At 37.2% G+C, this 13,810-nt stretch carries 15 protein-coding genes; 4 read left to right on the forward strand and 11 right to left on the reverse strand.

The genetic code is table 11. From position 1 onward, the window contains the following. Positions 1-27 precede the first annotated feature (27 nt). Entirely contained in the window at positions 28-699 is a 672-nt protein-coding gene (queC, locus tag EPR_RS03590; RefSeq protein ID WP_200763910.1) for a 7-cyano-7-deazaguanine synthase QueC, read from the forward strand. A gap of 74 nt (positions 700-773) precedes the next feature. Here queC and EPR_RS03595 read toward each other — a convergent pair whose 3' ends face one another. The 7 genes from EPR_RS03595 to mobB are packed head-to-tail and all read right to left on the reverse strand — an operon-like array spanning position 774 to position 7,570. Continuing rightward, on the reverse strand, positions 774-1,871 hold the full coding sequence (locus tag EPR_RS03595) for a TRAP transporter substrate-binding protein (protein WP_200763911.1): 1,098 nt from the start codon (positions 1,869-1,871) through the stop codon (positions 774-776). Between the two features lie 18 nt (positions 1,872-1,889). Beyond that, positions 1,890-3,047, reverse strand: a complete 1,158-nt coding sequence (locus EPR_RS03600; RefSeq protein ID WP_200763912.1) for a calcium:cation antiporter — start codon at positions 3,045-3,047, stop codon at positions 1,890-1,892. Between the two features lie 14 nt (positions 3,048-3,061). Further along, on the reverse strand, positions 3,062-4,054 hold the full coding sequence (locus tag EPR_RS03605) for a hypothetical protein (RefSeq protein ID WP_200763913.1): 993 nt from the start codon (positions 4,052-4,054) through the stop codon (positions 3,062-3,064). A 32-nt stretch (positions 4,055-4,086) separates the two neighbouring features. After that, positions 4,087-5,997 carry a methionine--tRNA ligase gene (gene metG / locus EPR_RS03610; RefSeq protein ID WP_200763914.1) on the reverse strand — a complete coding sequence of 637 codons (1,911 nt, stop codon included), beginning with the start codon at positions 5,995-5,997 and terminating at the stop codon, positions 4,087-4,089. Positions 5,998-6,009: 12 nt separating this feature from the next. After that, on the reverse strand, positions 6,010-6,213 hold the full coding sequence (locus EPR_RS03615) for a hypothetical protein (RefSeq protein ID WP_200763915.1): 204 nt from the start codon (positions 6,211-6,213) through the stop codon (positions 6,010-6,012). A gap of 18 nt (positions 6,214-6,231) precedes the next feature. After that, entirely contained in the window at positions 6,232-7,074 is an 843-nt protein-coding gene (locus EPR_RS03620; RefSeq protein WP_200763916.1) for a class 1 fructose-bisphosphatase, read from the reverse strand. A 1-nt stretch (position 7,075) separates the two neighbouring features. Continuing rightward, positions 7,076-7,570, reverse strand: coding sequence for a molybdopterin-guanine dinucleotide biosynthesis protein B (gene mobB, locus EPR_RS03625; RefSeq protein ID WP_200763917.1), 495 nt, complete (start codon positions 7,568-7,570; stop codon positions 7,076-7,078). Between the two features lie 122 nt (positions 7,571-7,692). Here mobB and EPR_RS03630 point away from each other — a divergent pair, with 122 nt between their 5' ends. Further along, the gene (locus EPR_RS03630; protein ID WP_200763918.1) at positions 7,693-8,199 is read left to right on the forward strand and encodes a hypothetical protein; all 507 of its coding nucleotides are present in this window, start codon (positions 7,693-7,695) and stop codon (positions 8,197-8,199) included. On the opposite strand, the gene EPR_RS03635 is transcribed toward EPR_RS03630, so the two are convergent. From EPR_RS03635 to gltX, 3 genes are read right to left on the reverse strand one after another with little or no spacing between them, the layout of a single operon-like run. Beyond that, a complete protein-coding gene (locus tag EPR_RS03635) occupies positions 8,147-9,763 on the reverse strand; it encodes a lytic transglycosylase domain-containing protein (protein ID WP_200763919.1) in 1,617 nt (538 codons plus the stop codon). The two genes, EPR_RS03630 and EPR_RS03635, sit on opposite strands and share 53 nt — an antisense overlap. Then, positions 9,760-10,053, reverse strand: a complete 294-nt coding sequence (locus tag EPR_RS03640) for a YggT family protein (RefSeq protein ID WP_200764149.1) — start codon at positions 10,051-10,053, stop codon at positions 9,760-9,762. Before EPR_RS03640 ends, EPR_RS03635 begins: the two co-directional genes overlap by 4 nt. Continuing rightward, positions 10,053-11,351 carry a glutamate--tRNA ligase gene (gltX, locus tag EPR_RS03645; protein WP_200763920.1) on the reverse strand — a complete coding sequence of 433 codons (1,299 nt, stop codon included), beginning with the start codon at positions 11,349-11,351 and terminating at the stop codon, positions 10,053-10,055. The genes EPR_RS03640 and gltX overlap by 1 nt, the downstream gene beginning before the upstream one ends. A gap of 116 nt (positions 11,352-11,467) precedes the next feature. On the opposite strand from gltX, the gene EPR_RS03650 reads away from it, so the two are divergent. After that, positions 11,468-12,289 (forward strand): phosphatidylserine decarboxylase, encoded by an 822-nt coding sequence (locus tag EPR_RS03650; RefSeq protein ID WP_200763921.1) that lies wholly within the window; start codon positions 11,468-11,470, stop codon positions 12,287-12,289. A 3-nt stretch (positions 12,290-12,292) separates the two neighbouring features. Next, the gene (locus tag EPR_RS03655) at positions 12,293-12,577 is read left to right on the forward strand and encodes a hypothetical protein (protein WP_200763922.1); all 285 of its coding nucleotides are present in this window, start codon (positions 12,293-12,295) and stop codon (positions 12,575-12,577) included. A 14-nt stretch (positions 12,578-12,591) separates the two neighbouring features. Here the strand turns inward: EPR_RS03655 and ychF are convergent, their stop codons facing one another. Then, a complete protein-coding gene (ychF, locus tag EPR_RS03660) occupies positions 12,592-13,695 on the reverse strand; it encodes a redox-regulated ATPase YchF (RefSeq protein WP_200763923.1) in 1,104 nt (367 codons plus the stop codon). Positions 13,696-13,810 lie beyond the last annotated feature (115 nt).

Consider the following 13,810-nt stretch of genomic DNA (forward strand, 5'->3'; position numbering starts at 1 on the left):
CGCCAAAAGAGTGTAAGAGGTTTATTTATGAAAAAAGCGATCTGTATTATCAGTGGAGGCATGGATAGTGCTGTTGCGGCATATATGGCTAAAAATGAAGGCTATGAAATAATCGCCGTGCATTTTAACTACGGACAAAGGACTGAGAGAAAAGAGCTTGAATGTTTCAGAAACATATCAAGATCTTTAAATGCCAAAACTTACGAAATAGATCTTCCCTTTTTTAAACTTATAGGTGCCTCTGCATTGACTGATGAAAAAATAGAAGTACCTACAGAGGGAATAAAGCCCGGCATACCAGTTACTTATGTCCCTTTTAGAAACGGTATTTTTTTAAGTATTGCGGCAGCAGTTGCAGAAAAAGAGGGAGCAACGTCTATATATATCGGTGTTGTTGAGGAGGATAGCAGCGGATATCCCGACTGCAGAGAAGCATTTATAGAAGCTATGCAAAAAGCGATAAATCTTGGTACAAAAGATGAGACGATTATTGAAATCGCTACACCTTTAGTCCATCTAAAGAAAGAGGACATCGTATCCAAAGCGGTTGAGTTGGGTGTGCCCCTGGAATACACCTGGAGCTGCTATCAAAGTGAAGATAAAGCTTGCGGAGTATGCGATAGCTGCCGTTTGAGATTGAAAGGATTTAAAAAAGCCGGTATAGAAGACAAGATACCTTATGAGGTGGTCGAAGGTTAAATAAGTGTGAGTGTGAGTGTGGGTGTGGGTGATAGTGTGGGGTAAGCACGAATTACGAATCACGAATCACGAAATCATCCCCTCATTTTCAGGAAATTTCCCATTCCCAGTTTTGTCCACTCTCTGTTATCTTTCCAGAAAGGCTCAATTTTTTCCCATACGGCTCTAAAATCCTTACTTTTATCGCTTTGTTCTTCAATAACTTCGAATAGCGCTTTTTTTGCGGCTTCTACTATTTCATCAGGAAAATTCATCAACTTCACGCCGTATTTTTCTATAGTTTTCAGTGCTTTTGCGTTTTGAGTCTGGAAATCATATACCATCTGAGAATTAAGCTCATTTGATGCCATCTCTATGATAGCCTTGTGTTCTTTGGATAGCTTTTCCCATTTGTGTCTGTTAAAAGTCAGTTCAAGTACGGAACCCGGTTCATGAAATCCGCTGTAGTAATATTTTGCAACTTTGTAAAATCCCATTTTTATATCAAGAGCAGGTCCTACCCATTCGGTAGCATCTATCGTGCCTCTTTCAAGTGAAGTAAATATCTCGCCTGCGGGAAGAAGTATGGGATTTACACCCAGTTTTGCCATTACCTCTCCACCTAGACCGGGTATTCTCATCTTAAGGCCTTTGAGATCTGAGAGGGATTCTATAGGTTTTCTAAACCATCCTCCCATCTGAGTATCGGTATTACCTCCCAAAAGAGGATAGAGATTGTATCTGGCATAAAGTTCTCTCCAAATATCAAGGCCTCCGCCGTAGTTCATCCATGCACCCATTTCATTTGATGTAAAACCGAAAGGAAAGCCGCCAAAAAGGCTAAATGCGGCATTTTTACCTTTCCAGTAGTATGGACCTGAATGAAAGGCGTCTATCTGGCCGCTGCTGGTGGCATCGAATACAGCCAGAGCAGGAACGAGTACATTTTTGGGATAAACTTTTATTTTGATACTGCCGCCACTGGCTTCTTTAACTCTTTTTGCAAACCTCTCTACACCTTCCCCCATTATTGGAAAATTTGCAGGCCAGCTCGTTGCCAGTTTTATCTTGACTTTTCTGTTTCTGTTTATATTGAATCGTTTTTTTTCTTCACCCTCTTTGCCAGTTCCGCAGCCGGTAATTGCAGATGCTGCCAGAATGGCACTTCCTGTCAAAAAAACTCTTCTTTTCACAATCTATCCTTGATTTATTTAATATAGTGCTGCAATTACAGCAAAACAGATAAAAAACATTAGATGTGATATTCCTTCGAAATAGTTTGTTTCACCGTCATCGGTGGTTTTCCATGCAAGTATAACGGTCAGTATTAACGCTCCTATCTGAAGACTGTTAAAATCAAGTGTCAGATCAATTCCGTTGAGACTTGCAAGCGCCATCAAAATTGGAACAGTAAGAAGAATTGATACGGTAGACGCTCCCATAGCTATATTTACAACTCTTTGTATCTGATCGTTTTTTGCAGCTTTGATAGCTGTAAAAAGTTCAGGTGAAACACTTATTATTGCTATTATAAGACCGGCGAGTCCTGTTGATATTCCCATTTCTTTAAAAAGCGGCATACCGTCTGCTGCGAAAATTTCTGCGGCTATTCCAACTATAAGAATAAGCATAAAAATAACAAAAAGATTTATGAAATTGGGAAGTTTTTCAAAAATATAATTCTCCTCTTCCTCTTCTTCTCCTTCTCCCTTTTTTCTTTTTAGTCTGAAAATTCTACTTCTTGCTGTAGGTTTGAAGAAATGGGAGTGCGTTTTTGTCTGAAATATATAGATAACTATATAAAAACCGATAAGAAGAAATGAGACTATAACACTTGCCTGTTTTAGTTTTTCTTCGCCTCCGGGTGAGAATTGTAAAAGACTTGGGACCAGAAGTGCCAAAGCAGTAACAAGCAGAATAGTCGTATATGTACTTGATGTATCTTCGTTATGTTCCTGCTCTTTGAATGCAAGGCCGCCTATGAAAACCGCAAGACCTAGTAGAACATTCATATCGACTATTACTGCGGAAATAATACCGCTTTTTACTGTCTCAATCGCTTCAGGATTGCTGCTGGACTCTTGCAAGATCATAAATAGAAGCAATATCTCAACAGCTACTGCACTGAAAGTCAATACGAAACTGCCGTAAGGTTCACCCAGTCTTTCGGCAAGAATTTCTGCAATTTCTGATATGGTGACAGAAAGAAAACCTATCGATAGAGCTGCAAGAAGTGTGCTCAGATGAGAATGACCGTTTTTGTGAAAGATAAAAGCCAGTATGGCAAAAACAAAACCTCCTACAATATCCCAATATGCAAAAAATAGCTCTTTACTACGCGAGGGGGATGGTGTGTCGGAACTTTCCAATTTTACTTCTCCTTTTAAAAAAGCGTAGGCTGAACCGGTTTTTTTGCAAAATGTGTGATATTTGATATATCATTACCCGCAATAAGTGCGTAGTTGAATTTTCTGTTTTGCAAAATTTCTGCCAGTTCTCCATTGCTGTTGAAATAAAGATAATTGTTATTATAACCTAAAATTTTTTTATATTTTGAATGTGCTAAAATTACTTTTTTTGCCCAAGTTGCATTTTTGTTTATAAAAAGAGTCTCTTTTTCCAAAAGGGATGGGTTACTTTCTGTAATTAAAACTTTATCACTCTTTCCAAATTCTACTATATTGAGATGCTTATCTACAAAGTGCGGTTTAAAATGGCTAATTTCATGCAGCTTTTTCAGCGAAAAATCCAAAGCACTATTTTTGAAAAAACCGACTGTTTTTTTAAGTTCGTTTATGAAAAGAGGTGAGATGCGGATATGTTCAAAAAACTCATTTTCGTATAAAAAGGAGGTTTCAAAAAGTGTACTTTTTATAATTTTGAGTTCTGCTATCGTTTTGGGTATCTCAAAATCCAAAGAAAGAGTTTTGATGAAATCCATATCTGATATCGCGACATATTCCGTATCACTGTTTTTGTATAATTTTTTACAGTTTTCAAAAACGGAGTCGGTAAAAAAAAGAAGTTTTTTGGAGTCGTTTATCTGTTGGGCTATCTCATAAGATACCGAATCAAGAAAGATGATTTTTGACTGGTTGTTTATTAGAAAAAATCTAAGAAGTCTCAAAGCTGCATTTTCTAGAGATCCTGTTTTTATCCAGGCTATTTCATTGTCGGTAATTTGAGCCCATCCTTCGAAAACTATTCCGAAAGCACGGTTCCTGACAGCTTCATCTATCTCTTCTTTGTCTACAGCGAAAAAAAGATCCCCTCTTTTTACCTTCGACGCTTCAAAACTGAAACCGGTTATTTCGCTTATCGAAGGGCTGTTTTTAAGTTCGCCTCCGATGAGATATGCGATGCTGTCTATTTTCACTTTCTGTTTTCCGATATCAATTAGATCCAGTCCTATTTTACGGGTGTTCCAGGTTTTTTTGTTGTCTCAGGCATCAACAGGCTGAGTCCGTTTTCATCTCTTGCGGCAAGTATCATTCCTTCGCTCAAAAGTCCCATCAGTTTTGCGGGCTTAAGATTTGCCACAACACATACCTGTTTTCCTATAAGATCTTCAGGAGAATAAAACTCTTTTATACCTGCAATTATCTGTCTTGGTCTCTCTTCACCCAGATCAACTCTCAATTTTAGAAGTTTTTTACTTTTGGGTACCTCTTCAGCTTCTATAACTGTTCCTATTTTCAAAGAGACTTTGAAGAAATCATCTATAGTAATTATACCTTCTTCTTTTGGTGCTTTTTTGGGTGTGGTTTCTCTTTTTTTCTCTTCCAACAGAGGTTTTTCAATTTTTGGAAAAAGCGGCGGGATGCTTTTTATAGTAAAGTCAGGCAGAAGTTCGTTTTGTAATATGAATTTTTCAAAATTTTTGTTTTCTATTTCAAAACCGAGAGCCTGGGCAATTTTCAGAGTGGTTTTTGGCATAACAGGATGCAGCATCAAAGCGGTCTTTGCCAGTATATTTGCAACGAGAGCGATTGTGGCCATAGCTTCGTCTTCTTTGCCCTCTTTCATTTTTGACCATGGGGCATATGTGTCTATGGATTTATTTGCGATACCCAGTATTTTCCAAAGCTCTTCGAGATATTTATGAAGGCGCATATCAAACATATACTCTTCAAGTCCATTTATGATACTTTCTGTTTTTTTAATCTCCCGGGCGTGATATTTTCTTACATTTGTGCCGGATATTTTATGATCGAAGTATTTTCCGCTCATACCGATGATTCTGTTTAAAAGGTTGCCAAGATCGTTGCTCAAATCGCTGTTTATTCTGTCTATCAAAGCTCTTTGACTAAAATCCCCGTCCTGACCGAATGGAACTTCTCTTAGAAGAAAATATCTGAAATTATCCAGTCCGTATGCATCTGCTACAATTTTCGGATCAACCACATTTCCTTTGGATTTACTCATCTTTTCACCGTCTCTTGTCCACCATCCGTGTGCGGCTATATGTTTTGGAAGAGGCAATCCAAGACTCATCAAAAATGCCGGCCAGTATACGGCGTGAAATCTAAGAATATCTTTCCCGACAAGATGGAAATCTGCAGGCCAGTAGCGCATAAGCTTTTCATCCGTACCGTATCCCAGAGCGGTAATATAGTTCAAAAGTGCATCGAGCCATACATACATAACATGTTTGGGGTCATTAAGAGATTTTGGCAGTTTTACTCCCCAGTCAAAACTTGTTCTTGTAATGGAGAGGTCATTCAAACCGCCCTCCACAAATTTGATCACTTCGTTTTTCTTCGATTTCGGAAGTATGCATTCTTCCTCACTCTTATACCAGTCAAGTAGTTTCTCCTGATATTTTGAAAGTCTGAAAAAGTAGCTTTCCTCTTTTACAATTACGGTCTCTTTGCCGCAGTCTGGACAAAACTCCCCATCTACCAACTGGCTTTCCGGAAAGAAGGCTTCACAGCTGATGCAGTAATGCCCTTCGTATGTACCTTTGTATATATCTCCTCTTTCATACATTATCTCAAAGGCTTTTTGAACACCTTCAATATGCTCTTTGTCTGTAGTTCTTATAAATTTGTCATAGCTTATTTCAAAACTGTCCCACAGTTCTTTGAATTTTCTACTTATCTCGTCTGCATACTCCTGCGGAGTTTTTCCTTTCGCTTTTGCGGACTGTTCGATTTTCTGTCCATGCTCATCTGTTCCTGTAAGGAAAAATGTATCCATTCCCCTGAGTCTTGCATATCTTGCGACCGTGTCTGCAATGATTGTGGTATATGCGTGACCTATGTGTGGAACATCATTTACATAATAGATAGGAGTAGTTATATACATTTTACTGCTCATTTCATTCCTTTTTTAAAATTCAAATCCGCCGCCTTTTCCTTTATTCATACTTTCATATACGGCATTTACATAAGATTTTCTAATTTCGCAACCTATTATTTTTTTGCATTTGAGGCAGCTATTGATACTGTTTTCTTCTTGGCATTTTTTGAGAATTTCAAGCTTTTCAAACATTTTAAGTTCATATTCGTCATACTCTTTATTGCTGTTTTTCATATAAAATTTTCCTGTTGTTTACGATCGGTTTTTATAATACTCTTTGACTCTCTGGATTTCATATTGTGAGCCAAAAAAGCAGGGAGTGGTATCGTGAATATGTTCCGGCTCCAGTTCAAGAAGTCTCTTGTGACCATCTATCGCAAACCCTTCTGCTTTTTCAAAAATCTTTGCAAAAGGAAATACTTCGAAAACCTGTCTGAGTTTGCCTTTTGGTTTGTCTTCTGTTCCTGGATAGCTGAAAAGTCCGCCCCCTTTGAGAAGTATCTGATGCAAATCCGGAACCATTCCCCCGGAATATCTGAGTCTGTAGCCCTCTTTAAACAAAGATTCCACCATCTCCTTGTGGTGAGCAGGCCAAAATTTTTGTGTAGCACCTGGTGCGTTTATTTTGCCTTTTTCTTTAAGCCTTATCTCCTTTACAAACTCAAACTCTCCGTTTTGAAGAAGATAGAGACTGGTGCATCTGTCGGCAATTACAAGTTCGACTCTAGGACCATAGACTACATATGCAGCCGCTACGAGATTTTTGCCGGAAAAATCGTTTTCATAAATTCCGAAAATCGAACCTACGCTCAGGTTTACATCCACTAATGAGCTGCCGTCAAGCGGGTCATATCCGATGAGATATTTTCCTTTTTCGTTTATAACTACAGGTTCCGTTTTTTCTTCACTGGCAAGTGTTTTGACGCTTGATGTTTGGCTTAGTTCCTCTTCGATAATCATATCGCTTTTTATGTCAAGCTTCAGCTGTGTCTCCCCTGATCTGTTTTGCTGTTCGGAGTAGCCCAAATCTTCATTGTTTATCGCTTCGTTGATTCGTTTTGCGCTTCTTTTTATCGCTTCGAAAATTTCGTGCATTTTATACCTCTTTGGCGTTTTTGAATATCCACTCTATCACTTGGTTTGGATTGTTCAAATCAAGTATATCTATATTTTCGGGTATAGAGTTTTTATCTACACTCTCATCTGTTGCAATTGCTTCTATATAGCCCAAATAGCTCTCATCCAGACTGTTTCTGAAAACCGCAATCCTAGGCAGAGGCAAAGTTTTAAGTCCTTCTACAAGAAGAATGTCAAAGTCGTTTACCATATCTATGATATCTTCCAGACTCTTTTTTCTGTGCGAAAAATATGTGGTTCTTGTAGGTGATGTGACTACCACTTCCGCACCTGTTTGGAAAAACTTGTAGCTGTCTTTTCCCTCTATATCAAACTTTGCTTTGTCTTTGGGATCATTTTTTATTATCGCTACTTTATACTCTTTTATAAGTAATTTTGCAATTTTTTCGATAAGCGTTGTTTTGCCGCTGTTTGACGGACCTGTAAAGGCAACTGCAAGTCTTCTTTTTTTCATAAAGCCTCTTTGTTTTTCTGGAATTAAATAGTGAGTTCAATTTTACCAAATCATATATAAAACTCAGTTAATTCACAATCATCATTTGATATAATGGCTAAAAATTTGCAAAAAGGTGTCAGATGAAGTTTAAACTATTGATATCTGTTTTTTTAATAATCTCTATATTTTCCGGATGTGCCGATAAAAGCGCATTTAGAGTATTTAGTAAAGATAAATTGTATGAAGAGGCTATAAGCAATACCAAAAAAGGCGAAATTCTCTCCTCTTTGGAAAACAAAGCTATTATTATCGCAACATATCTGAATAAAATGAATAAAAATTATGAAAAAAAATATGCAGATGGCGAATATTTTTTTGTAAGGGTCTTTATAGATAACGATTTTGATGAGAGCAGTAGGGCGGGCCTCTTCAATCCAAAATATCACATCTATCTGAATGAGAACGAACCGGTTGAGATAAAAGAGCTCTCTATGGAAGATGAGCTTGCAAAATCCATGCCACTGGTCAAAAAATGGTATAGAATCTATCTGGTAAAATTTTCCAAAACAGAGTCACAGACGCTGAAACTTATTTTCAAAAGCGATGATTATGGTCAAATTCGGCTAATTTTTGAAAAAGGGGAGTGATTTTTCCGCTTTTTTCAAAAATCTTTTTATATATCACATAGTTCGCCAGCACTTTTTTGGCATACCTTCTGGACTCCGGATATGGAATAAGCTCCATACTTAAATAGGGTTCGAATTCTTTTTGTTTGAAAAGGGAGTTTTTTATAACTTTTCTCTTTGTAAAACCTATACCCCCGTTATACGCGTATGATATTAAAACAGGATGTTTTAGATATTTTTTTAGATATTTCAAGTGATGAAGTGCAAATCTGACGTTGATTTTGGGATCGAACATCATATCCAGATCAAAATTTTCAACTCTCATCTCTTTGGCGATGGCTTTTGCCAAAAAAGGCATTATCTGCATAGCTCCAAGTGCATATGATGTGGATATGGAAGAGGGGATAAATCTGCTCTCCTGTCTGGCCAGAGCATACACAAGAGCTTTTTCGTCATTTGTCAAACCTTTCAGGATATCTTCGTATGGAGTTATAAATGGGTGTTTTTTATATCCGTATGCTCTTTCCAAAATAAAAGCGTATGCACTTATAGTCTGTTTTGAGTTGAATTTTTTTGCAAATTCGAAAAGTTTTTCTTTAGGTATTTTGTTGATTTTTTTCAAAAGACCGAGCCATATAAAAGGATCTTTAAGGTCTATATCTGTTTTCTCGATATTTGATACACGAAGATGGACAAAATTGTCGATTTTTCTGCCCAGTTTCTCTTTTGCATAAATTGTATATATATTCAGATCGAAAGAGTCGCAGAGCTCTTCAAGGTATTTTTTCTCACCTGTCAGCATATACTGCCAGAATATTGATTTATCTATATCAAATCTATAATAGGCTTTTTCCTTTGCTTTTTCCAAAAACTTAAGAGCTGTTTTTTTCTGACCGTATCTCACGGCATTCATAGCAAGAAGGAAGGCAGAGCTGTGGCTTAGATTTTCAGGTGAGAGGGCAAAAAGAGAGTAGTGGAGTTTTTTCATTTTGGGATTGGTTACGGCTATATTTACAAAAGTGTCGAATCCTTTTTGTTTTTTCAGCCCTTCAAGGTAATTTGCCGGTATGGAATGGTTTAGATATTTTTCTCTGAAACTGTCACCTACCGAAGAGAAAACATATAAAAAAATCTCTTTTTCACTTTTCAGCAAAGATGCAAAAGGAAATGAAGAAGAGAGGACAAAAAGTGAACTGTATGTTTTTTCAAACTTTTTTATTTTAGGCAGAAGTTCTCTTCTTTGTTTCAAAGAGAGCTTTGTCATCTTATAGGGAGTAAGACCCGTTGCTATACATTCTGCAGACTCTTTTATAAGCTCTTTAGGTTTCATTTTCATACAGTGGGCAAGATATTTGTACTCTTTGTTTCCGCTCTTTTTGGCAAATCTTGAAAATATTTTGATATTTACGCTTTTTGCCTGATAAAAAGCTTTTTCTGCCTCCTGGGGAGTGATATCTTGAGAGAGATATCTCCATATATAATAGTCTTTTGCGATTGAAGTGGGTTTTGATTCCAAAAACTGTAGTGTTATCTCTTTAGAAAAGAGAAAAAGCGGCAAAAGAGCCGCTAAAACAAGTGTTTTCATAGACTTGCTGCAAGAGCAAATAGTAGTTTGACCAGAAAAAGGTCTATAAACTGCAGTGCAATAATCACGATAAGAGGACTCAGATCAATTCCGCTTATCACCGTTGGAATATATCTTCTGATAAACGCATAGACAGGTTCTGTAAGTCTGTATAGTATCTGAACTATGGGATTGTAAGGATCGGGTCTTACCCATGTTATCAAGGCCGCTATTATCACGACCCAGATATATATGTTTATTACCATATGTAAAATATTTGCTATCGCTTCTATGAGTGTTGCTATCACCATCATTTCGCTATCTCCTTGATATCTTCTTTAATGTATGGATATATATCGGACAGATCAGGGCCGTGCTCGCTACCGGTAAGCAGTACTCTTAAAGGTTTAAAAAAGTTTTTTCCCTTGAGTCCGCTTTTTTGCATAAGATATTTTTTAAATTCGTCAAAACTCTCAAATTGGGGAGAGTTTTGTATAATTTCTTTTAGTTTTTCGGCACTCTCTTTAAATTCGCCTTCAATCTTTTTTTCGGAAAAAACCGCATCGATTTTGTTTTTGAGCTCTTTAAGTGTACTAGCTTCTTCAAGATATATTTTAGCAAGTTTTCCTATGTTTTCATTCTCAAAACCCAAAAGTTTCGAAAGCTCTTTATCGTTTAACCGGCCTAGATGAGCTCTGTTTATAAATCTCAGTCTGTCAAGGTCGAATTTTGCGGCGGCTCTGGAGAGGTTCTTTATGTCAAACCACTCTATAGCCTCATCCATTGTAAATATCTCTTCTGGAGTTTTGTTTCCCAATGATATCAGATAGTTTGCAATTGCACCAGGTAAAAATCCTTCTTCTAAAAGCCATTTTACACTTGAAGCCTTTTCTCTTTTACTCATTTTTTTGCCTTCCGCGTTTAGTATGATGGGAAGGTGTAGATACTCTATCTCCTTTGTGTAGCCAAGCATATTTCTTACATGTATCTGTTTAGGGGTGTTTGATAGGTGATCCTCTCCTCTTATCACCAAAGATATGTCGTGCAGCATATCATCTACTGCGCATGCAAAGTTGTATGTAGGCATCGAGTTTGCTCTGACGATGACAAAAGAGTCCACATCTTTGGGCTCAAACAAAAGCTCACCTTTCAAAAGGTCTTTGAAAGCTATCGCCTCTGTAGGCTTCTTTATTCTTATTACAAAAGGTTCGGCTCTTTTTGCCGCTTCTTCGATAGTTATCTCTTCGCATTTTCCGCTGTATCTGTACGCCAAAGATTTAGCTTTTGCTTTTTCTCTTTCGACTTCCAGTTCTTCAGGGGTACAAAAACATGCAAATGCTTTCTTTTCGTTTAGAAGTTTGTATGCAAAATTTTGGTGAAAAGACACATTTTTACTCTGATATATCACATCATCATATTCAATATCGAATTTTTCCAAAATTTTAAGTATCTCTTTGTCTTTTCCTTCAATATTTCTTTCAATATCGGTATCTTCTATACGTATTATAAATCTTTCATTTCTCTGTTTTGCAACGATATAGTTAAAAATTGCAACCCTCAGGTTTCCTATATGCATGTCTCCTGTGGGGCTCGGTGCAAATCTTAGCATTAAAAATCCTTTTTTTCAGATATGATGGCGCTTTCGGATTTTATCAAAGTTTCGATAAAATTACTATTCAAATACGGTGTATAAAATTTTGTTTCCGGATATTATGAAAGGAATTGATGAAAAAAAGAGTAATTACCAATATAGTTTCAAGGTCTTTTGGAAAATTTGCCTCACACAGATTTCATCCGGTTCTTCAAAAATTTATAAATATATCCTATGTAAAGTTGATGAAACTGGATATGAGCGAATTTAAAAAGCCTAAAGAGTACAGGTCTTTAAATGAACTTTTTACACGTAGTCTTGTAAAAAAGAGGGTTATAGATATAGCTGACGAATCAATTATATCTCCCGTTGACTCTCTTATCACAGAGTGTGGAAGGCTTGAGTCCGATAGACTTCTGCAGATAAAAGGTATGGAGTATTCCGTAAAAGAGCTTTTAAAAGAGATAAGTGCTCAAAATATCAACAGGATTTTAGATGGTGAATATATCAACTTTTATCTCTCCCCAAGAGATTATCACAGATATCATGTACCTTGCGATATGCAGGTTAGAAAAGCGGTGCATATACCCGGTAGACTCTATCCTGTCAATCTGAGGTTTCTAAAAAAGAAGTTAAATCTTTTTGTGGAAAACGAGAGAGTCATTCTTGAGTGTTTGAACAAAGAAGGAGTACTTTTTTATATCGTTCTTGTGGGTGCTCTCAATGTAGGAGAGATGGTTTTGACATTCGAAGAGAGGATAAGAACAAATCTGGATCCTGATATAAAAGTTTACGAGTATGAAGATCTGTGGCTAAAAAGAGGAGAACTGTTCGGATATTTCAAAATGGGCTCTACAATCGTTATGTTATTTGAAAAAGAGAGTGTGGAATTGAGAGTTAAAAGCAAAGATAGGGTAAAATACGGTATAGAAGTAGCAAAATTCAAGAAAGGATAGAAAATGGAAGAGAGAGAAGATATACTTGTTGTAACGGCATCGATTGAACCAAACGGTCTTGGAGGCTGGTATATAAAGGCTGTAAATACTGAAACGGATGAGGTTAGAAACTGTAACACTATTCAGGAATATAGTGATTTTTTAACCGAAAGTGTATATCAAACCGAGAAAGAGAATTTTAAAGCGGTATGGCTAGAGTCGCCAAATGCAACAAAAGAGATGATAGAAGATGTAAGGTATAAGCTTGTTAAGTTTCATGAGGATATGGAGTCAATGGGCAGTGAGTGAGAAAGTCTCCTTTCTCACACATTGAAACGAAAGTGCATAACATCGCCGTCCTGTACGATGTAGTCTTTTCCTTCAAGTCTCATTTTACCGGCATCTTTGGCACCCTGTTCTCCGCCGTATTTTATAAAATCTTCGTATGATATGACTTCGGCTCTTATAAAGCCTTTTTCAAAATCGTTATGTATTACACTTGCAGCCTTGGGTGCTGTCCACCCTCTGTGTATTGTCCAGGCTCTGACTTCCTTTACACCGGCTGTAAAATAGCTGATAAGTCCCAGTCTTTCAAAGGCAGTTCTTATTATCTTGTCAAGCCCGCTCTCTTCAACTCCCAGCTCTGCCAGAAACTCTTTTGCCTCCTCTTCATCCAAAGAGACAAGTTCTTCTTCGATTTTTGCACAAAGCTTTATAACGTCTGCTCCCACTTCTTCGGCATGCTTTTTCACAGCTTTTACATATTCGTTGTCTTCCAGAAGTCCGTCTTCATCAACATTTGCACCGTAAATTATAGGTTTTGAACTCAAAAATCTCATCTCTTTGTTCAAAGCTTTAAAAACATCATTTTCTTTCTCTTCAAATGTGCTTACAGGCTTTAGTTCATCCAGATGTTCTTTTAGTTTCAAAGCGATTTCAAGCGCAGCTTTTGCTTCTTTATTGTTTGCACGTGCCTGTTTTTGTAGCCTTTCTATCTTCTTTTCAAGCTGCTGTATATCGGCAAATATAAGTTCGCTCTCTATTATTTCTATATCTCTTATAGGGTCGATACCGCCTTCAACATGCGTTATGTTTTCATCTTCAAAACATCTGACCATATGTAAAATCATATCCGTCTCTCTTATGTTTGAGAGAAACTGGTTTCCGAGTCCTTCTCCTTTGCTCGCTCCTTTGACAAGACCTGCAATGTCCACAAAATCGATAGTTGAATGCTGAATTCTTTGCGGATTTACGATTTTTGCAAGCTCAGATAGACGTAGATCGGGAACAGGAACTACGGCTTTGTTAGGTTCAATTGTGCAGAACGGATAATTTGCGCTTTCTGCATTTTGAGCTTTTGTAAGAGCATTGAATGTTGTTGACTTTCCTACGTTGGGAAGTCCCACTATACCTACGCTGAGTCCCATTTTATTCCTTAAATTTATTTAATTTTTGCGAAATTATATCATAACTGATTGATGTTTAACAGAGGATATTAGAAGTAGGGTGCGGGTGATTCGTGATTGGTGATTGGTGATTGAG

It is taken from the genome of Nitrosophilus alvini, from assembly GCF_015100395.1.
Taxonomy (GTDB): Bacteria; Campylobacterota; Campylobacteria; order Campylobacterales; family Nitratiruptoraceae; genus Nitrosophilus; species Nitrosophilus alvini.

Excerpts from the sequence above, each read along its gene's own strand:
- metG (WP_200763914.1), bottom strand. The coding sequence starts at position 5,997 with ATGAGCAGTAAAATGTATATAACTACTCCTATCTATTATGTAAATGAT.
- mobB (WP_200763917.1), bottom strand. The coding sequence starts at position 7,570 with ATGAAAAAAAGAAGACTTGCAGTTGCCTTTACAGGTCCGTCAAACAGC.
- queC (WP_200763910.1), top strand. The coding sequence starts at position 28 with ATGAAAAAAGCGATCTGTATTATCAGTGGAGGCATGGATAGTGCTGTT.
- EPR_RS03630 (WP_200763918.1), top strand. The coding sequence starts at position 7,693 with ATGAAGTTTAAACTATTGATATCTGTTTTTTTAATAATCTCTATATTT.
- EPR_RS03635 (WP_200763919.1), bottom strand. The coding sequence starts at position 9,763 with ATGAAAACACTTGTTTTAGCGGCTCTTTTGCCGCTTTTTCTCTTTTCT.
- EPR_RS03620 (WP_200763916.1), bottom strand. The coding sequence starts at position 7,074 with ATGCACGAAATTTTCGAAGCGATAAAAAGAAGCGCAAAACGAATCAAC.
- EPR_RS03640 (WP_200764149.1), bottom strand. The coding sequence starts at position 10,053 with ATGGTGATAGCAACACTCATAGAAGCGATAGCAAATATTTTACATATG.
- EPR_RS03615 (WP_200763915.1), bottom strand. The coding sequence starts at position 6,213 with ATGAAAAACAGCAATAAAGAGTATGACGAATATGAACTTAAAATGTTT.
- EPR_RS03655 (WP_200763922.1), top strand. The coding sequence starts at position 12,293 with ATGGAAGAGAGAGAAGATATACTTGTTGTAACGGCATCGATTGAACCA.
- ychF (WP_200763923.1), bottom strand. The coding sequence starts at position 13,695 with ATGGGACTCAGCGTAGGTATAGTGGGACTTCCCAACGTAGGAAAGTCA.
- EPR_RS03650 (WP_200763921.1), top strand. The coding sequence starts at position 11,468 with ATGAAAAAAAGAGTAATTACCAATATAGTTTCAAGGTCTTTTGGAAAA.
- gltX (WP_200763920.1), bottom strand. The coding sequence starts at position 11,351 with ATGCTAAGATTTGCACCGAGCCCCACAGGAGACATGCATATAGGAAAC.